Source organism: Bythopirellula goksoeyrii (assembly GCF_008065115.1).
Classification (GTDB): Bacteria; Planctomycetota; Planctomycetia; order Pirellulales; family Lacipirellulaceae; genus Bythopirellula; species Bythopirellula goksoeyrii.
The window spans coordinates 2,948,510-2,968,694 of record NZ_CP042913.1 but is presented as its reverse complement, the minus strand read 5'-3'; the positions used below and the strand labels follow the sequence as shown (position 1 = coordinate 2,968,694).

The following is a 20,185-nucleotide window of genomic DNA, read 5'->3' as shown; positions in this document are numbered from 1 at the left end:
TTGTGAACGATCTATTTTTCTTAAATATCCCCATATAAGTACCAGAGAGACACAATGCAAAACAACCGTCCTAACCGTCCTCCGCGACAGGCACGGCCTCACTCCAAAGTGTCACCGGATGACACCCGGGAAGCCGATCGTTTGGCAAGGATCGAGAGGATATGCAACGGAAATAAGCAGATAAACACATCGCCGAGATTCTTCACCGAACCCGAGTATCAGCGCGCAACTCAGTTGGCGAAAACCATTACCGGAAATTGAAACCCACCATGAAGAAACGAAGGAGACGTCCCGATCCCACCCCGGCGCAGATTCGAGAACGGTGCGAGAAAATACAGGCTGGCTGGTCACCTGCAATTCGACGCAAGCGGGCACCCTGGTGGTACGAACGACAAGCAGTCGTCATGCCACAGCATACAACCAGGGACGCGAAATACGCTCTGTCACGCGTCGATCAAGAGAACGGGTGAAAACACCTATCGAAGGTCAATCGCTCGTTAGACGCGATCCTATGCGATTGAATTCAGATTGATCAAGTCTGAGGTTGCAAGATACTTCTCGACGAGTATTGCTTTGCCACTCTTTAGTCCGTCTCGCGCGCGTGAGTGTAGTTTACCAAATTGCCTAGAGTCTGGCGAATAAAATCGCTACTCACCCTATCTGCTCCACCAACACAGACACCTATCTCGATCCGCTTCGTTCACTAGAACCTATCGCCAAATCATCCTCTACGCCTGATAGACTAGCCAACCCTTACAGTTTTCAGCGTTTTTTCCCTATTTTTAGCTTCAACACAGATGGCCCCGCTACTGGTGTCAAAAAACCAGCAAAGCTCTCCTAGAATGAGAATGCGATTAGAAGCAGTCGTTTAGGATTGTTTCGCAACTACTAGGAGGATCTGCAACGATACTAACATAAACGGATACCACGAAGCCTGGATTCCGATTATGCCAGAATCAGACACTTCCCCTATAGCGATCCTACCCCAAGAGGCCCGCTGGCGCTATCTCGTGTTTTGCATTCTGAGTCGGTGCAAGGCATTTGCTGGCGTTACAGCTGTTACTATGCAACAGATTCTTGCGAGAAGTCTTGATCGTGGGGAGAGTAGGGAGCCTGGCGGGATGGCCGGTTGGCACGGGGTGCGAAAAAAAGTGGTCCTTTCGTCTGCTCATGGCAGCCTGACCGCGAGAAGCTGGTGTTCTCTAAACACAATCTCTGCAAGCGATTTCGGACAGCCTGCAAGGTACTAGGGAACGAGCGGCTCAAGACACTTACCATCCATTACGGGCTGCACAGGTTTATTAGCTATTAGCCATGCGTTGGCGGGTGGTCGGACGCTGGCGGAGGTTCGGGATGCGGCGGGGCACACGAATGTGAGTATCACGAGTATCTACTTGCACGTAGCGGTAGAAGAGGAAGGGCTGGGAAGTTTATTTGGGTGAGGAGGTTTTAGCCTCTTCCACAGCGTCTGAAGGCATCAAAGGAAGCTCCACTCGAATAGCGAACCTAAACTGCAAACGGCTACATGATTAAATGTTCTATTGCGGTGCGTTACGGGTGCTTGTGGGCGTTACTTTCCAACATCTACCGACCAAGAGACCAAATGACCTTTCCCCCGTTTCTTGGTCCATGCGGAAGGTGAGATATTTTTGTATCTTGCTTTTTCAAAGGAGGGCCTCGAGCCATGAAACGGAAGCGTTACACGAAGGCCCGAAAGCATTGTTGCACCTATAGGACGCGTCTCGAGTTGGCTGTGGAGATGCTGAACGTGTAGTGCACCCATCGAGTAAACCACGTTTTCAAGTGGTTGCCGACAGTGCCTACGGTGGCCTAAGTGTTTTGAACTGCTTGCCGTCCAATTTCGCTCTCACCAGTCGGCTTGGATGCTTGAATAGCGTTGTCGTCGTGTCGTTTACGACATTCATGGGAGTACTGAAACGACTCGCGTTGCCGATTGTGATGCGCATGTTCACAAGTCGCCCGGGCGACCACTGATCAAGCCGCTTACCTGCGGACGCAGGCAGCAAGCGCATTATTCGACCTGCCACGAAGCGACCGCCAAGCAAGTGATTGCCTGGTATGCCAGCCGCTGGAGCATCGAAGTTGTTTTCCACGACAGCAAGTAGCACTTCGGGTTTGAAGAGCCGCAAGGTTGGTCACGCAAGGCAGTCGAGCGAACCACGCCACTGGCAATACAGTGTATTTTGCTGATGAAGGACATCGTCAGTATCAGCCGCGCGATTGTGAGTGGTATACGGCCAAATCGGAGCGGTCATTTATCGACATGCTGGCTACGCTCTGCAGACAGTGTATGAGGAAAACAGTTTTATCACTGGCAATACGATGGCCAGGATCGCGAAAAGTTATGCGGTCACTAGAAAACGAGGTCGCTGCGGCTGCTTAAAACTGCATGAATTCGAACGGAGATCCTGTCACTAATTGCAGGTGAACTTCTCCCCGCCAGCCAACAGTGCATCAACTGTCCAAGACATCATCCATAGCAAGTTTTCTGGTGGTTTGGTTGTTGTGGAACCAGTGACTTTGATGTAGCCGTCGGTGGGATAAGTGTCTTTGCCGGTGTGGTTGAGCATCCAGCACCAAGATTTTTGGATCTTGGGACCGTACTTTTCTTGAACATCGGGGGGCACCAGATCCTGTTCGAGGAGTCTTGTGTACAAGAGAATTGCTGCAGCCGCTTGGCCCACCCATTTATCGTCTTTGCCAAACATGCCGTGGGCTCCGTCATCGAATTGACAGTGGTCTATGCACCACTGGAATGCTTTGACGCATTTTTCGGCAATTTGTTTTCTCGTGGAATCATCGTCTGTCAGTTCCCGCAATTCAAGTAGAAACTCTCCGACAACCAGACATGACCAGCCCCAGCCAGTCTGATCATATTGCTGGCTGGTAAAGTGCTCTGCTCCTCCGCCGGGCCATGGCCCCACCAGCCAGGTTCCTATTTTTGAGGACCAAACGCCTGCGGCAGAACCATCTTCATGTTCTGTGAGAAAATACTTGGCGAGCCCAAACGCATCCTTCAACGCATCCTTGTTGTCCGAAACCTCATAATAACCAACCAGGCCGGACCCAACTTCTCCTAAGTCGCAAGAAAACTGGGCGTCCTCGAATTCGCCGTTGGGGTAGCCCACTCCAAAATAACTATCATCACGTCGATGAGCCTGGAGCCACTGAAAAATCGAATATGCTTTCAGGTCGAATACATGCTCATCGGGATTGTGTTTTACAAACAGGTCATAGCAAGGTGACAAGACTTTGCCATACTGCCAGGAGGTCGAGGCGGCATAAACCTCCTCCCCTTGGAGAGTCATTTTGTTGTGATACGGTACAGGTGGATCGTGGACTGCGTTCATCATGAACACCGCATGGCGATCTGCCGCTACTTTGTATTTCTCAATTCCGGTTGCATCGTAAAGGGCATACAGAGCGCGCACTTGGGGGCCAATGCCCTGGATAATTGTCGGAACGATATTTTCTTTGGTTCGGTAAGGGCAATTCTTTGGGTCTGTTCCCCCATAGGGAGCTTGCCACTTGATAAAGCGATCTCCCAACCAGCGAGCATTCCTAAGATACTCCGGTTCGCCAGACTTGCTGTCGGATCTCGCAACTGATGCGAAGCAAAGACTTGCCGCCCCCGACAAAGTTGCATTCTTGATAAACTCTCTTCTTGCCAGTGGCATGGACTTCCTCCTCAGTGAGTTACCACCGGCAAAGCCGGTGGCTTCCATTGTGAACCGCTCAAAGCGGTAGTTTAGTTAGTGAACGGGATACGGGTTTTAGAACAATCAGCTTTGGTCAAATTTAATGGTAATTCACTTCCTGGTGGTGAATGTACTCTTTAAACTTCAATGGTTTGACAACTACCGTTGATTCGAGATAAGCAGAAGTCTCCTCGCATCTACGATTCCTTCTGAAACAGACACAAGAACTTGGCGAAATAGAGACCACATAATAATTACGGAGCTATCAAATTCAGCCAGTCCCCCGGCAAAGCCGGGGGTTTTCTTGGGATAATAAGTATAATTGTTTCGCGAGACAGCAAGTTTACAGGCTGGAGATCAAGCCAAAGACAAAACGACAATACCAGCCACTTGAAGAAAGATTCCAACAATCATCAAGCCAATCAATTTCGTAGGTGCATTCTGCCACTCTCCCGTGAGCCACCCCCAGAAACAATTACCAATGATTAGCGAAGAGATATAAACGGGCCAGCCAATTACAGGTCCTAAAGGTCCCATCCGGAGTGCGCCCATGCCATAGCCCACAGTGGCAATGATAAAAAGTGCGCCCATTAGTACACAGAGAGCTACATTCCAGCCACTGCCGGGAAACCGGTAAGTCGTCCAAGTACTGTTTTTACGCAGCAATGTGGCACAGTAGACGATACTCGGTAGCGAACCGATGCTACATGCCAACCCCCAGACGCCATTGACGGCAAACTCTTCTTTTGCACCGTTTTGTCGGGCAAGTTCAATGAGCTCACTACCGAAAGAAAACGCAAGGTTAAACAAAGGAGTGAGTAAACCGGCGATGAAGCAGAGAAACACACCCCATAGAGCTGCCTTACCTAGATGAACTTCGTGCGCCTCGCCTCGATCGCGAAGGTAGCCCGCTCGGGCACAAACTGCGACGCCTGCTAAGATCAATCCATCCGCCAATAGAATACGCACACCTGCGGGTGTGAATAGACTCGAAGCATCAATCATGAGTAGAGGTACAAGAGATCCAATCGCAATCGAACACCCTAGAATAATCCCGTTGGTGACGGCTAAACCCACCGCAGCCACAGACAGCCCCAGCAAGATTAAGCTGAGCCCCCAGCCGAGACCAAAAAGGCTTACTAGTAAGATAGTCCCCCATCCCGCCTCCCTATAAAGCTGTGTGAGACCAGGGATTGTGATCAAGGCAACAGCGAGCGGAAATATAAGATAGGCGAATAAAGCAAAAATCAGCCAAGTGTTTTCCCATGGCCAGTTCTTGACGAACTTCATCGGGAGCAGGGTTGCCGATCCAAGGGTTCCTGCAGCCAATACGATGAGAAGTCCGGATGTGTCCATAGATAACTTCGGCTTTCCTGCCAAAATGGAATTCAAGAATCCTAGATCAAGTCGAATCACTTTTACTCGACGAGTCTTCGGCTAGCATCGTTGCTACACGTAGAGATTCCATAGCTTCTTCAGGGGTGGTGCCACAATACTCCGATTCTCCTCGAAGGCACTTGATGAAGTGTCTTAGCATGGCTCCGAACGCACCTCGTGGCTCATCATGAATCGTAGCCCATCCGGTTTGGTCGAGGACAAGCTGCCCGGCGTTTTCTGTACTTGCTCGAAAGCCATCACTGTCGAAGCGAACTTCGAGAACCCCTTGGTCCCCCATGACTTGGACCCCCGTATTCCATTGGAGACGTTCATGAGCTTGAGGTGGGTAGAGCCAGGAGGTTTGTACGACCGCAATGGCGTCGTTTTCGAACTCCAAGACCCCCCAATTGACATCAGGGTTTTCCCGGCCTAGCGTATTGCGGCAAAATCCATGCGCCTTTTTGACTCGACTCTGGACATACCAGAGAACGAGGTCAATGTCATGGATCGCATTCTCAAGAAAGCTGTGAGTTCGACTATAGAGTGCGAACAAGCTGCGATCGAAATTGCGGTAAGCATAAACATTGCGAACCGTTCCGATCTCTGTAAGTTGCTGTTGTAAGCGGGCGTAACGATAGTCGAATCTCAAAAGAAACGCGGTCATCAACAGCTTGCCAGAAGATTTGGCCGCATCGACCAACGCTTGTGCGTCTTCCGCAGTCGTCGCCAAAGGTTTTTCGACAATAACGTGCTTACCAGCTTGAAGTGCCTGTTCAGCTACGACACGATGAGCATTTTCTGGGGTAACCACAATTACTGCATCTAGGGCTTTGTCTGCGCAAACCTCTGTTAGATCAGTCGTGATTCGCGTATCAGACAAGCCGTCTGCAACGGATTGCGCCTTTTCTGCGCTATGATCACAGATCCAGCGAATATCAATGCCTGACAACTCTTGGAGCGACTGAACATATCGTCTGCCAAACTCTCCCGCCCCCACGATAGCAAGTGATACGTTTTGCATAAGAGAACCAATGGAAGTAGAGCGGTGTCCTGCCCACTTCAAAGTGACACCGCCGTTGGCTAGTTATGAAGGAAATTGACGCCGAATGATCCAATACAGACTGCCCATCACTAAGAGGCCGATCGATGCAGGTTCGGGAATGCTGGCTATAGGTGCCACAAGCGGACCTGATCCATACGTGGTTTGCCAAAGTTCTAAATCACCTGCGCTGCCAGGATTGGGAGACATTCCACGCTGCCATTTCAAGAAATCGGCACCATCCACGTCACCATCATTATCGAAGTCGCCGTTCTCAGATGTCACCGAAGAATTCACATAGACATTATCGATATAAACTTCACTGGTTTGATTCCCGAAGTCCTGCTGGAAATCGAGGGAGTTGTATCCCAAATAGTTTATTGCCGCTCCAAAGTCTCCGAATCCCCATGGCCAAATGGCCTCTGTTGCACTACCGCCAGAGATATTTGAACTACTATCATCAAAAGTTAATGGAGTTGTGACGCTCGTATTAAGATTGGTCAATTCCCATTGGAAAGTTTCTGTCGCGCCATCAAGCGTATATTTCACCCTGAAGGGAACGTCTGGTTCTAAAGGATTTTCATTGGGAAAACTAATACCTTGTCCCTGATTCAATGCAGGATTGAAAATGAGGGTTTCTATGTTTTCGCCATCGTTTTGAACTTGATATTGATTCCAGATTACGACGTCCGGCGGAATCGTCTGGGGATTGATCCGATTCACACCTCCCCAACCAAGTCGAAAATCCAGCAAGGTCCATGTTTCAGTCGGTTCTGGTGTAGAAAGAATCATGTCAAATTCGATGATTCCGTCTCGATAGACCGTCGGATCATCCCCGAATTCATCCAGCCAGGTAACAACTGGAAATTCGTTGAGATCGGTCGAGCAACCTGGATCCCCTGCAAAACAGCCTCCATCAAAGCTATGCAACACCAGGCTTTTATTGCCTGTCCCGCCAAAGGGATCCGTGTAGCTGCCGCTAGGCCCGGCCACTTTCAAATCTGAACCGGGGTTCCCTGTACCCAAGATGAAATCTGAAGGAAAATCAAGGGGTTCAAGCGAGATCGAATTTGGAATGCCGTCAACTGGACTGGAATCGAAAGTTTCATCCAATAAAACAACGGCGCGGGCAAACGGGAGCCCGCTTGTGCCGTAGAGGACGCAGACGCTCATAGCCAGCATCACCATTGAGCGAACAGATAAAGATGGGTACTTCAGCATAGTCCTACCTCTAATGATAAACCTGCAGAGACAATACTCCACAATTGCAATTCATTTCTGCGGTCGAGGGGCAGCAAATAAGTCTTGCTGCAACTCTCAGCATTTCCGCCGGATAAGGAGTCCACCAATTGAGAGCATTGCTAAAATACAAGTGCTTGGCTCAGGAACGACCAGACTAACATCATCGATTAGATATTGACCATTTCCTGCCAAGAAAGAAGGGTTCTGCGGAGTGAATAGGACCCTCGCGACATTGGCTCCAGCAGGAACTGTTATATTGGTCGTCTGCTCAAACCAATCGGGACTAGAATAAAACAAAGCTACAGAACTCAGAATCAGACCCGAACCAGAATTCGGCAACATCCAAACCTGCCCTGCAATCCATGCATCGTCTGGGGACGCAGGACGTAGCTCTTTAACAGATGCGCTGAAAGTGAGATCCAATCCGGTAAGTCCAGAGACATCAATATCCTGTTGAAGCCAAGGAAGTCCGTTGGGGCCATTTATGTTGAGATCGGCGGACATGCCCGCTCCACTTGGCGTATCGGAAGAAAGTGATGCGGTATCGGTTACTCCATCGCCTGTAAACGTCCAACCATTGAGTCCATCTTCAAAATCCCCATTGGCAACTCGATTTGCCTTAGCAGTGTCAGCTGACAAAAAGCAAATGGCAGTAGCCACACCAGCAGAAAACAAGATTGATTTCATCATTAGAAGCGCTCCTTGAACTAGAATACTTACAACGAACAGATTAACGTAAAGACAGTGGACTCGGATGTTCAGCCTGTTGCATTCATCATGGCAACTTGCATTCAATCTAATGGCCTCTCTATCTAATGTCAAGAAAATTATCAGATTAGTCAAAAAAACAACAAATCTGGTAGTGTGTACGCTGGAAAGTGCGATTTAGTATTCTCAGCAACATTCTATTCTGGTCTGTTCAGAGATCCTAATACAAACTCCGATACGGTGATGTAACTTGGAGGAAACCCTTGGCGAGAAACTCTTTAATGAAAAAGGCGGCCGTAAAAGCGAACGTTCGTAGCTCATTCAGTCCTCATCGTTATCCTCGAGTACAAGAAATTGTCGACCCGGGCAGCGACGACTTGCAGTTGCTTTCCGACAAAGTCGGTGAAAAGATTCTGACGGAAATCATTCGAGGCAAGATTCCGGCTGGATCGGAACTCAGTAGTACGTTGTTGGCTGAGCAGTTTGGTGTTAGCCGTACACCACTGGCTCGAGCATTATCTCAACTAATCGCTGATGGAATTCTTATCCAACGTACAAAGCAACCGGCCATCGTTAATCCTGCAGCGGCAGATTGGATGACTCAAACTCGGTCGCTGAGGCGGCTTCTCGAACCGGAGGCCGCCTTCTTATCATGTGGAAATATCCCAGAGGATGTTTTCGATGACCTGTGGACTCTCAGTCACGAAGCTGCCCCACTGCCCGATCGAAACTGGATTCCCGCGGCGGCTTTTTTCGATGCGGCCCTTCATCTTTCCATCGCAGAGTTTTGCCAGAACCTGCCTTTCAAAGTCGCGATTCGTAAGTGTTGGTCCTATAAGAAACTCGCTTATGAGCTCTCTGACAAGTCCTCCGTTAGATTTGGTCAGGAATATGTGGAACATCTCGAAATTCTTCAGGCTTTAGCAGAAGAAGATGCAAAGAGTGCCCGTAAGCTAATGGAAGAACATTTGCGCACAACTTGAAAGTTGCTGCAAAGACTTCCTCCCGTAATTTCGAAATCGTACGGAAATCAGCACTCCCTAAAGTCCATCGGCTTGCGAAATCAAGTTTTGACTTGCATTCATGTTGGCCCTTGGTATACTAGAGGCTGATTTGGGGATTATTCTTGCAGCCCACTCCGCTTGTTGGATTGGGCTCTCACAGCACCATTCTAAGGGATTTCCGGCAATGGGTGTTAAACCAGCATATTCAACGAGAGCTTTTCTGGCACAGCCGGAAAACTTGTTCCCCCAAGTATCTCAAAGAGAAATGAGATACTCCACACGCAAGCGATCGGTAAAAGCGTTTACGCTTGTAGAACTTCTTGTGGTGATTGCAATCATAGGCGTTTTAGTGGGACTCTTGCTTCCAGCAGTTCAAGCCGCACGTGAGTCTGCCCGTCGAAGTCAGTGTGCGAATAATCTGAAACAGATTGGTCTAGCATTTCAGAACCATCATTCAGCCATGAAGAGATTCCCTAATGGTTGGAAGGAAAACAATATCAACCCATCACGAGATCGATTCCCTTTTGCTTCGTGGGGCCTATTGGTTTTGCCGTACATGGAGCAGCAGGTACTATATGATCAATTTGATCTCGAGAAAAAAATCACTGATGGCACTCCCGGGGGAGTGGTGGAAAACATCGATTTGGTTGGCATCCCTTTGGAGGTTTACCGTTGTCCTTCCGATTACAGTCCCCCCTATGAAGAATGGGAGGGGCAAGGCAACTACTTTCCCGACATCCCTGCCTTAGCAGTTTCTAACTATGTTGGAAGTGGGACCACCTGTCCTCCCTGCCTTTTCGGACAATACGAGAAAGGACAAACCTCTCCTTTTCAGTGCCCAAATGGTCCGACAGGGGTTCTCTATCGCAATAGTGAGACCAGTGTGGGTGATATTCTCGATGGTACGAGCAACACTTTTCTATTCGGCGAGCGTTCCAACAAACCTGAATTCGGACAGTTCTCTGCAGCTTATTGGCCGGGTCCACCTGGACCTCCAAGCAACGGACTTGCTTGTTTTTCTGCGACGATGATAGCGTCGACGACTACCACCCAAGGCCCCTTCGACACCCGAAAAAAGATGATCAATGGCCATTCGTTCGGTTTCCATAGTTATCATCCGGGTGGCGTAGAGACTTCGATGGCTGATGGTTCTGTGCGTTTTCTTAGTGAAGATATCGACTATGTGACTGCTACAAGGCTCGTAGAGGTCGATGACGGACAAGTGATCGGAACATTGTGAGAATCTTTGCTGCTCCAATTAAGACGTATCAGATTACCATGAAACAACAGTTCGACCTCAGAGTGCGAGACCGGTGTGTTTTTGTGTTAGGAGCATTACTACCTAGCATTGCACTAATGGGGTGCGATCGCTCTGTGGAAAATCGAGTGATTGCTCATGGAGCAGTCACTTATCAAGGCAGCCCGATTAAAGATGGTACCATTACGTTCATCCCTATTGAAAACTCAATAAACAAGACGCTTGCTGCTGAAATCGTCAATGGGGAATACTCTATCTCATCGGATAGCCCAAATGTTGGTGGGCAATACCGTGTTGAAATACAAGCCTACAAATCAACTGGTGTTGAAGTGCCCAACCTTCTGTCACCAGATCGTAAAGAGGGGAGCAGGGGGACGATGCAACAGAAAGAACCTTTCCTCCCAGCAAAGTTTAATAGTAACAGCGAATTGGTAGCAAATATTTCTCCTGAAAACACAACTCTCGATTTTTCCCTTTAAGTAGCTAAGCATTTCTATGAACCAGCCTGCAGCACTCCTGTTTACCTTTTTCGAAGAACAAGCCGCTGCGCGTGCCAACCTCTTGTGGGAAGTAGCACCGAAGACTTGCTCTGAGGTTTGCAATGTACTGCCCTCTGTAGGAAAGTCACACCATGGCATCTACTCCGGGAGCGAATGTGTACAGATTTTGGAAACTTTGATACGTGTTGATCCCGAAAATGCTACTTCGTCTGTTTCCAAGGGCCAAGTCGGGTTCACTTGGATGGCAGCTGGCTCAGTGTATGGTGTTGAAGAGGATTTCGCGGAGATCTGTTGGTTTTACGACATCGATGCAGAACCACGCATGTGGGGCGGCCCTTTTGAAGTAAACATATTTGCCGAGTTCTCATCTGATGCCGATGACTTTTTTGCGGTTTGTCGGCGCATGCGCCGTGAAGGTGTAAAGCCTTTGCGAATTGAGAAGGTTGATGATTAGTACGAAGTCCTCACAACTCGATGAGAGCCAGCTCGCATTTCTGGATCGCTTTGAGCTGGGCATGATCCAGAAAGAGCGGGTCCTGAGTGGAGGAATGTTTTCGCGACCGGTGTTGCTGACTTGCGATACAGGTGAGTTTTTATTGCGAACGCATAGATTTCGCGCTAGTGAGGAGGCATTTCGGTTTCAGGCGGAATCGATTGCTGCTGCTACCACTCGTGGAGTACCGTGCTCATCAGTAGTTCAAACTTTGGATGGAAGCTGGAGCACTCCCTTACCTGGTGGAATTGGGGTTTTCGCGCTGCATAAATACGTTCCAGGAGAAGTTGTTGATTGGATTACTTGGCATCAGAGGTGTGAGAAAGATCCTGGGTTCCTTGTAAGTCTTGGAAAGCAAGTAGCTAGGCTACACAATTCTCTTGCACAGGCACGGCCCGGAGGGGACCCTGACTTACTGGACGATCTTCCCCCCATTCGATTGAATCGGGTCAATCTTCTTTACAAGAATTGGCAAAAATCGATGGACGAGATTCGAAAGTCACGAACCTCTTTAGAGAGTGAGTCGGCCTCCAGGTTCTTGTTGAATGAGAGTGCAGTTGATGAGCAGTGGAAGCGATTGGTGGCCTCACTGAAGAAACATGATATCCAATCTGTTTCAACGCAGATTGTTCATGGAGACATTTCGCCAGTGAATCTGGTTTTGGATGAGTCAAGTGTTTGTAACTTTATAGATTGGGATTGTGTTCACTTTGGACATAGGATCTATGATGCACTTGGAGATGTACTAAATCGCTGTCCCTCAGGTCACCCAGATTTTAATCGCTTCCGTGTTGACCATGTGGCCAGCTACCTTTCTGGATATTCTGAAGTGATAGAGATACCACTCACTCAGCAAGAGAAAGACTTAGTGCCGACATGCTGCCTAGCGCGCCAACTTGAAGATCTGCGGCAACGCATGCAGTTAGTCAGGAGCCTGGATTCTGCACAGGACCAGGAATACAGTGAATTAATTGGCCTGCGGATCGAGATGATGGAGCAAATCGAACTTAACTGAGAGAGTGTTTTTCTACGTAGCACTCCGGGTCCTAGATAACTCAAAGCAAGAACGTATGAAAGGAAACTAATTATGGAAATCATTAACATACGTAGCGACACTCAGACTCTTCCTTCCGCGGGCATGCTCGACGCGATTCTTCATGCACAGCTAGGAGATGATACTTATGGTGAAGATCCCACCGTGAAGGAGTTTGAAAAGCTTGCCGCTGAGATGGTAGGCATGGAAGCAGCTTTATTAGTTCTTAGTGGCAATATGGGAAACCTGACAGCGCTAATGGCTCATGGCAACCCAGGCGACGAAGTTATATTGGACCCAGATTCCCATATTTTCTACTACGAAGTGGGAGGGTTAGCTAATATTGCTGGACTAATGCCGATGCCCGTTCCCAGCCACCAAGGCATGATCGATCCTGAGGAACTTGCGGGAAAGATTCGCAAACCAAATCTGCATTATCCCGAGTGCCGTCTACTTTGTCTTGAGAATACTCACAATCGGAGTGGTGGCCGCGTTGTCCCATTGCAATTACACAATGAACTCTGCCAAGTAGCGAGGGAACATGGATTGGCAGTCCATCTTGATGGTGCTCGCATTTTCAATGCAGCAGCCGCTGCAGGAGTGCGCGCTTCAGACTTCACCGAGAACGTCGATTCAATTCAAGTCTGCTTGACTAAGGGCCTTGGATGTCCACTGGGTTCTTTCGTCGCAGGCAGCAAGGAATTCATTGGCAAAGTAGATCGAGCGCGCAAACGCTTAGGCGGAGGAATGCGACAAGCAGGAGTAATTGCCGCTGCAGGCATCTATGCTCTTCAAAACAACGTCGAGCGTCTCCGAGAAGATCATCAACGTGCTAGGCGTTTGGCTGAAATGATCAATGGGTTACCTGGTCTATCCGTCGACATGGAAACAGTCGAATCCAACATGGTTTATATCGACCACAGCGAATCAGGAATGTCGACAAGCGAATTGACTAGTCGTCTCAAAGAATCGGGAGTAATTGTCAGTACACGCCCACCTCATCATATTCGAATGTGCACCAATCTTCACCATGACGATGGCACAATCGAAGAGGTCGTCGATCGTGTTAAGAAGGTACTGTGTAAAGAGGAGGTATTGGCATGAGAAGTGACTCTCAACGCTTAACTCGTGTGACGGAGTTACTCTCCAGTCTCGTAAGTCTTGATTCGATCAATCCAATGGGTCGCCCCTATTCGCGATCCCAACCAGTAGAGCGTGAATCGATCGAGTTTATCGAGAAGCTATTTGCACCGTACAGGAACAAGGTGTCGTTACAAAGGCAAACCTGCAGTGCGTTTCATGAGAATCTGATCATTTGCTTTGGAGACACCCAAGGATGTCCAGTAGGATTGTTTGAGTCCCATATCGATACTGTACCTGCTGACGACTGGCGTGATCGGGCCCTTGTTCCGGTGGTCGAAGATGGCTGTCTCATTGGTCGAGGAGCCTGTGATGATAAAGGAAGCCTCGCCGCCATGATTCTGGCTTTACTTGAGATTCTCGAAGCAGGAGCTGAGCCTCCCATACCCATAGTCCTGCTTTGTGCAGGGGACGAGGAAAATGCCCAGACAGGAATCCGCCATTTCGTTGAGAATTCTCATCCCGACCTTGCTTATGCCATTTTTGGTGAGCCAACAAGACTATCCCCCGTGGTTCAGCATAAGGGAACCATTCGTTGGGATATTGTCGTTCATGGCACGAGTGCCCATACCTGCCGACCTGAACTTGGAACCAACGCAATTCTAGGAATGACAGAAGTGGTGTCGGCTCTCCAAACTTACCAAAATCGCTTGCAGGCGACGTACCGCAGTCGGTATATGACAGGGCCTACGATCACGGTAACTATGATAGAGGGAGGTCGAACCAGAAATGCGACGGCAGATGAATGTAAGGCAGCAATTGATTTCCGGATTTTGCCAAATATGGATCCTGCTCGTGAGTTTGAGACATTGGTGGAATACTTGGAAACTCTCGAATGGCAGATTTCACACAGTCCACTGCAACTGATGACGCCTGCCTTGAGTACGGATCCAAAACTTCCTTTTTGTCAGGACTTGCTTGAGATTTGCCATGAAAATGTCTCTAGTCGAGTGGCACTTCGCGGAGAACCTTACGGAACGGATGCAGCTTGGGTAAGTAACTTGTGTCCCGCAGTCGTGTTGGGACCAGGGGATATTAGTTTTGCTCATGCGATTGATGAAAGAGTAGCACTATCTGAAGTTGCTCAGGCTGTAGAGGTTTACAAGCAAATCATGCTGCATTCGTTTAAGTCTGGTTTTGAGGAATCTCAGGTAGTTATTCCGAACAACCTATCGGATTCGGTATCAGATACTATGAATAGTGCCAATCTGTAACTCTTTTGCATAAATGCGGTTATACTTTCTAGTGTTCACGTCCTTTGCACGAATTATTGAATACTCAAGCAGATTTTGACATGAAAAGAGCTTGCCTCGGGCCCTCGATTCTCCTGTTTCTACTCCTATTGGTTGCATCTTCAGTTGCGCCAATAAGGCAAGTTTACGCAAATTCCGCAAGTATGAGCGTAGTTGCCCCAGGACCTGTAACCGATCTTACGCGAGTAGAAACCAGAGTCTCGATTCGAAATTCAGCCAGCACTTCACAGAGCTATAGCCTGGAACTCTTTCGCGACTCTCCTTTAGGGATTGAGGCAATCACCACTACCAATGTCATTGTTCCCGCCAATGGGCAATCACTCTATTCAGAATGGGTCCCGACGGGAGGCCATGCTGGCAAAAACACCATCAAGTACCGTGTAACGCCCACGACTGGTCCTCAATTGATGGGAGAGTCTTCCTTTCAAGTTGTCGCTAGTAACACACGGGCAGTTCCGACACTTTCTTCAGTATGGATTGATCCCGGTGCAATCTTGCCTGGCATCTATTTCCAGACTCGACCAGTCACTGCGCAGGATGTTCGTGACAGTATTGATGCGGCTCACGACGTGGGAGTTGACACGCTGATTATCAGTTACTCGGAGTACATTCTCAATAACTGGGGAACTTTCTATCCAAGTCAGCACTATGGAAGCATTGCCAGTTTTGACGTCGTGGGAACAATTCTCAATCAAGCCTCGCTTAATGGGCAAAAAGTATTTGTCGGCCTGGGCCGAGGAGATGACCTCTATTTGACTTGGAACGGGTTTGACGATCCCACCCGTATCGCAGCGGCATTGGACCATGGAACACAGCTTGCCACGGAATTGTGGGACCTCTACAGCCATGAACCATCGTTCTACGGTTGGTACTTGGCCCATGAAGCCAATGACATCCAACAAGCAAGTGATGCGTATTACAACCCCATGACGGATATTTTAAGAGAGTTTGAAGCAGACAAGCCGGTGATGGTCTCTCCGTCAGGGACTCCTATTATTTCTCCCTCGATCTTGGCTGATTCGCATGTTGATATTTTCGCGTATCAGGATGCGGTAGGGGCTGGATACATACCGGGAGAGTACACTTATGACCCACAACAGCGGATTGACATGCTTGAAGCTGTGTACGATTCCTATCAAGCCGCGCACACAGGTGTCGACAAACATCTTTGGACAAATCTTGAATCTTGGCAGATGAATGGCCCCACCTATTCAAATGCCTACGCGACAGATTTTAGTCGATTGCTGCAACAAATCGAAATAGAAAAGAACTATGTTGATAGTATTTCTTCGTACGAATGGCTCGGATTTTTCGAGCATCCGGATACCACTGTTTTCCTTGGGGGACAGAAGGCGTTGAATCTCTATGAGGACTATCAGGACTACTACGAGCAGATCGTACAGGGCCTCAAGACAGTGAACTACGCCGACAATCCTGGCTTCGAGCAAGGACTTGCTGCTGGCGGCAGCCAGCCTTTGGATTGGCAGTTTGCAGGCAATGGCGTCAATCAAGTCGTTTCACTTTCGAATGATGGTGCTTCTGGCAGTGACACTTCTGTGAGTTTGGATATTGGTTCCAACAGTGGTTTACCCTGGCTCACTCAGGACTTCTCTGTTCTGGCCGGTGCAGAATATAAGTTTTCTGCTTTTGTTAAAGAACTTGTAAGTGATCCTTCCGACGGTTGGCTGGCAGCTCAGGTCTGGATGCTTTCTGATTCAGGTTCAGCCACGATCCTCGATTCCACATCTCTCTTGTTTAGTGATACTGAATGGGACCTGCAGAGTGCGTTCATAACCGCCCCGGCTGGTGCCACCATTGCGAGACTCGTGTTTGCCATCCAAGACAATTCATTTGGGGTGGGAACGGGACACTATTTGATTGACGGAGTCTCACTGGTCGGACCTGATTTTCCAGAACTCCCAGGCGACTTTAACGGTGATTTCGTCGTCGACGACGCCGACTTACTGAAATGGCAATCGGACTATGGAAATGGCAACGGATCGGATGCTGACGACGACGGCGATACCGATGCTGCGGACTTCCTGGTGTGGCAGAGAAACTTGGGAAGTTCATTGCTTCCTTTGACTAACTTGACCGTGGTCCCAGAGCCAGCGAGTTTCATGCTGCTGTTCGGACTGGCTATTGCTTTTCTAGCACCAAGTCGTTCGGGGCGGGAGAACTTGGTTTGATCTTTTGCAGCATCTGAAAAATCGATAATGGTTTTTTCGCATATGAATGGTTTGGAAAAGTTTGTTTGTCGATCACCTTGGTCGGTTCTGAGGCTCTCTTTCCTCGCTATTTCGTTCTATGTCATCCAGAACTGCTTAGCCGAACAACCTAATAAAGAGTCCAAGGAAAAGCCAACGTTCAGTTCAAGCATGACAGTTATCCCTCCTGCGCTGGTCTCGGACAAGGTGGAGATCGAGATTCGGGTCGCTGTTCGGAATCACTCCACGACTTCCACGATTGTCAATCTCGTGTTATCGCTTGAAATGGCCGACGGAGAGATACGTCCTCTAGTCGGAACTCCGTTAGAAGTAAATGCCCATGGCCAAGAACTCTTTTCCTATCGACTTTCAACCGCCGATTACGTTGGCGATAACAAAATCACTTGCCGTGTCACTGGTCCTGAGGGTCTCGTTCAATCGGACGAGTGGCCTTTGTCTGTGGTGGCTTGCGATTCTATTGCCGTGCCATTGCTTCAGGTAGGTTGGATCGATCCGGGCGTGATGACCCCCGATGCATTGTCACAACGGCGACCACCTACTGAACAGGATCTACGAGATGCTATTGATAGCTGTTACAAGATTGGGATGACCAGTCTGATAATCTCCTATCCTGAGGCAGTCTATCTCAATAATGGGATGTATTACCCCAGCCAGGTTTTTGAGGAAGATGACAGTACCGTCTCATTCGACGTAGTGGGGACGATTCTCAACCAAGCTTCGAAAAATGGACAACATGTGATCGTCGGTTTAGGCCGAGGTCCGGACTTACTGCTGACGTGGACTGGATTCGATGATCGTGAACGAAATGAGGCCGCTCTAGCCCATAGCATGAAAATCGCCACCGAATTGTGGGCTCTTTATAAGCACGAGCCATCGTTTTACGGTTGGTATCTTTCGCACGAGGCCAACGATATCGCTCAAGCGAGTAAATCATACTACAACCCGATTACTAAGTTTCTGCGAACTTTTGAGGCGGACAAGCCAGTACTCATTTCACCTTCAGGAACCCCCCTCCTGCCTCCTGGGGCTCTCGAAGACTCGGATGTTGATATTATTGCCTACCAGGATGCCGTGGGATCTGGCTACGTGCCTTACGAAAATACTTTTGATCCCCAACGTCGAATCGAGACACTTGAAGAGGTGTACTCTACCTACGCCAATGCCCACCGCGGAACTGATAAACACCTTTGGACCAACCTTGAAATCTGGCAAATGGATGGCCCAGCATACGGCAATTCGTATCCACCTAGTTTCGACCGTGTTTTTCAACAACTTGAAATAGAGAAGAAGTACGTCGATGTCATCTCGACCTACACAGTTCTCGGCTACATGGAAAGTCCCTCAGCAGAGGTCGAACTTGGTGGCCCAAAAGCAGTCAAGCTCTATGATTCGTATCGAGAGTACTATCTAAAAATGAAGAAGAAACTCGAACTGAAGTAGAAGTAGTAGCAAAGGTTGGGCAAATAGCGAGTCAATGATGGTCTATTGTGCACTTCGAGCCCTCCTACTTCTCTGTGTGTTAGTTCTGCCTTGCACTTCCCCAGCCGATTGTGCAGAGATCAAGTTCAAGTCTATCGAAATATGCCCTAGCTCAAGAATCGATGCAATTGCCTACTTCGGCAATGGTGTAGTACTGGCCGGTACCCGCGCCCCGGATCCAGGCGTTATCTATCGAAGCTCAGATTATGGGATTACTTGGGCTAGAGTTGGCAATATCACCGGTACCGACTTGATAACATGTTTAGCCAGCGGGCATGATGGCGTTGGCTTTCTTCTGACTGGCAACCAAGCACATGTCTGGCGTACAGAAGACTATGGAGAAACTTGGGAAGACTTGGGGAAGGTGTCGGGAGCTCAGAATCCTGTTTTCGCCAATGCCTACGGTCTACTTGTTACGTCAAAGGGAACTCTGATAGTAACGGATACAGCACCTCGGGGCGGACATATTTACCGATCGCTTGATAATGGCAACTCGTGGACAGATCTCGGTCCCATTTCTTCAAAGCCACTTTATCGTCTCTTGGAAGTCGGAGATGGAGTAGTTGCTAACGGGTGGGCTGGACACGTATACAAGTCAAAGGATGATGGATTGACTTGGAAGGATCTGGGACATTTGGCAAATTCCGAACTGTATGCATTTGAATATATCCCTCCCCATACCATTCTAGTTGGAACGGAGAAAGGCATAATCCTTACCAGCAATGACAATGGTGAAACCTGGAAAGACCAAGGACACTTAGCTCCATTCGCTGACGATTTTGTTTGGGCTGGAGGTGAGAATGTGCTTTACTCTACATATGCCGGATCAAGATTACTCTACCTGTCCGAGAATCTAGGGGCTTCGTGGATTTCGTTGGGTAACATTTTTCACGATTGCAAGGAAGACTGGATCGATCATGCGATCTTTATCAACGAGCCCACTCATAAGGCGATTGTCGGAGGGACAAATAACGGCAAGATTGTTTATTCGGGAATCCCAGAATGATTCTGACTATGAAGCCTGTGGTGCAGGACGAACAAGTAATGGCTTTTCTTAGAAAACTCAAGCCATCTATCAAACACACTGATTTCTCTGGGATCTCAGTTTGGCTTGGGCTTTCGTCCTGGTTCAGAGCAAATTGGAATTTCGAGCCTGATCCATTCGCTCGTAATGGGTGATTTGTTGTGGAATTGGCAGTCATTATTCCTACCAAGCAGGTGCTGCCCTCTCAATCTGCGCAATAATTAGGACGTTATCATGGCAGTGGCTGTCCTGAAATCAACCGATTATCGAGTCCCTGGTGCGGCCGCTCCCAGTGATAGTGCTCGACGTATTCCCGAACCAAATAATCCAGGTGCGGTTCGCCAAAGATCAGAAAATGGTCCAAACATTCCACCTGAATCGACTGAATAAAGCGTTCCACGTAAGCGTTGAGAACGGGAGAGCGATAGCTCAGCGTCTTGACTCGGACTCCCTGTTTGGTACACGTCTCGTCGAACACTTTTCGATAAAGGTTATCCCGGTCACGAGTTACAAGGTCGACCGAAAGATCCTCCCGTGAAGCGTAAGCTAAAATTGCTTTGGATTGCTCTTTCACCCACTCGGGAGTCGGTTTGGCCGTACTTGGTGAAATCCATACATTTCTGGTCGCCACATTTAAGTGCACCATCGCAAATAACTGCTTGATTCCCCGTCGGCAGATTGCCCGTTT

18 protein-coding genes are annotated in these 20,185 nt (G+C 48.7%); 11 read left to right on the top strand and 7 right to left on the bottom strand.

Annotation, left to right across the window (positions count from 1 at the left end; genetic code table 11):
* Positions 1–269: 269 nt before the first annotated feature.
* Complete coding sequence (locus Pr1d_RS11725) at positions 270–470, top strand: hypothetical protein (RefSeq protein ID WP_148073705.1); 201 nt, start codon at positions 270–272, stop codon at positions 468–470.
* Between the two features lie 1,350 nt (positions 471–1,820).
* Here Pr1d_RS11725 and Pr1d_RS11720 read toward each other — a convergent pair.
* The 6 genes from Pr1d_RS11720 to Pr1d_RS11695 all read right to left on the bottom strand — a co-directional run bounded on the left by Pr1d_RS11720 (position 1,821) and on the right by Pr1d_RS11695 (position 8,067).
* Complete coding sequence (locus Pr1d_RS11720; protein ID WP_148073704.1) at positions 1,821–2,150, bottom strand: hypothetical protein; 330 nt, start codon at positions 2,148–2,150, stop codon at positions 1,821–1,823.
* Positions 2,151–2,435: 285 nt separating this feature from the next.
* Complete coding sequence (locus Pr1d_RS11715; protein WP_148073703.1) at positions 2,436–3,698, bottom strand: hypothetical protein; 1,263 nt, start codon at positions 3,696–3,698, stop codon at positions 2,436–2,438.
* A gap of 378 nt (positions 3,699–4,076) precedes the next feature.
* Positions 4,077–5,075: an L-rhamnose/proton symporter RhaT gene (locus Pr1d_RS11710; RefSeq protein ID WP_148073702.1), complete on the bottom strand. Its 999-nt coding sequence runs from the start codon at positions 5,073–5,075 to the stop codon at positions 4,077–4,079.
* Between the two features lie 46 nt (positions 5,076–5,121).
* Positions 5,122–6,117 (bottom strand): Gfo/Idh/MocA family protein, encoded by a 996-nt coding sequence (locus Pr1d_RS11705; protein WP_148073701.1) that lies wholly within the window; start codon positions 6,115–6,117, stop codon positions 5,122–5,124.
* Positions 6,118–6,180: 63 nt separating this feature from the next.
* Entirely contained in the window at positions 6,181–7,356 is a 1,176-nt protein-coding gene (locus Pr1d_RS11700) for a hypothetical protein (protein ID WP_148073700.1), read from the bottom strand.
* Between the two features lie 96 nt (positions 7,357–7,452).
* A complete protein-coding gene (locus tag Pr1d_RS11695) occupies positions 7,453–8,067 on the bottom strand; it encodes a PEP-CTERM sorting domain-containing protein (RefSeq protein ID WP_148073699.1) in 615 nt (204 codons plus the stop codon).
* A gap of 299 nt (positions 8,068–8,366) precedes the next feature.
* Between Pr1d_RS11695 and Pr1d_RS11690 the strand changes: the two genes are divergently transcribed.
* The 10 genes from Pr1d_RS11690 to Pr1d_RS11645 all read left to right on the top strand — a co-directional run bounded on the left by Pr1d_RS11690 (position 8,367) and on the right by Pr1d_RS11645 (position 19,479).
* On the top strand, positions 8,367–9,068 hold the full coding sequence (locus Pr1d_RS11690; RefSeq protein ID WP_148073698.1) for a GntR family transcriptional regulator: 702 nt from the start codon (positions 8,367–8,369) through the stop codon (positions 9,066–9,068).
* Between the two features lie 286 nt (positions 9,069–9,354).
* Positions 9,355–10,329 carry a DUF1559 family PulG-like putative transporter gene (locus tag Pr1d_RS11685; protein ID WP_168205495.1) on the top strand — a complete coding sequence of 325 codons (975 nt, stop codon included), beginning with the start codon at positions 9,355–9,357 and terminating at the stop codon, positions 10,327–10,329.
* Between the two features lie 38 nt (positions 10,330–10,367).
* The gene (locus tag Pr1d_RS11680; RefSeq protein ID WP_148073696.1) at positions 10,368–10,826 is read left to right on the top strand and encodes a hypothetical protein; all 459 of its coding nucleotides are present in this window, start codon (positions 10,368–10,370) and stop codon (positions 10,824–10,826) included.
* Between the two features lie 16 nt (positions 10,827–10,842).
* Positions 10,843–11,301, top strand: coding sequence for a DUF3830 family protein (locus tag Pr1d_RS11675; protein WP_148073695.1), 459 nt, complete (start codon positions 10,843–10,845; stop codon positions 11,299–11,301).
* On the top strand, positions 11,294–12,355 hold the full coding sequence (locus tag Pr1d_RS11670; protein ID WP_148073694.1) for a phosphotransferase enzyme family protein: 1,062 nt from the start codon (positions 11,294–11,296) through the stop codon (positions 12,353–12,355). The genes Pr1d_RS11675 and Pr1d_RS11670 overlap by 8 nt, the downstream gene beginning before the upstream one ends.
* Positions 12,356–12,427: 72 nt before the next feature.
* On the top strand, positions 12,428–13,477 hold the full coding sequence (locus Pr1d_RS11665; protein ID WP_148073693.1) for a GntG family PLP-dependent aldolase: 1,050 nt from the start codon (positions 12,428–12,430) through the stop codon (positions 13,475–13,477).
* A complete protein-coding gene (locus tag Pr1d_RS11660; protein ID WP_148073692.1) occupies positions 13,474–14,727 on the top strand; it encodes a M20 family metallopeptidase in 1,254 nt (417 codons plus the stop codon). The genes Pr1d_RS11665 and Pr1d_RS11660 overlap by 4 nt, the downstream gene beginning before the upstream one ends.
* 182 nt (positions 14,728–14,909) lie before the next feature.
* Positions 14,910–16,955: a DUF4434 domain-containing protein gene (locus Pr1d_RS11655; protein WP_168205193.1), complete on the top strand. Its 2,046-nt coding sequence runs from the start codon at positions 14,910–14,912 to the stop codon at positions 16,953–16,955.
* A gap of 189 nt (positions 16,956–17,144) precedes the next feature.
* Positions 17,145–18,434, top strand: a complete 1,290-nt coding sequence (locus Pr1d_RS11650; RefSeq protein WP_168205192.1) for a DUF4434 domain-containing protein — start codon at positions 17,145–17,147, stop codon at positions 18,432–18,434.
* A gap of 34 nt (positions 18,435–18,468) precedes the next feature.
* A complete protein-coding gene (locus tag Pr1d_RS11645; RefSeq protein ID WP_148073689.1) occupies positions 18,469–19,479 on the top strand; it encodes a WD40/YVTN/BNR-like repeat-containing protein in 1,011 nt (336 codons plus the stop codon).
* A 250-nt stretch (positions 19,480–19,729) separates the two neighbouring features.
* Here Pr1d_RS11645 and Pr1d_RS11640 read toward each other — a convergent pair whose 3' ends face one another.
* Positions 19,730–20,143: an integrase core domain-containing protein gene (locus Pr1d_RS11640; protein ID WP_148073688.1), complete on the bottom strand. Its 414-nt coding sequence runs from the start codon at positions 20,141–20,143 to the stop codon at positions 19,730–19,732.
* Positions 20,144–20,185: the final 42 nt, after the last annotated feature.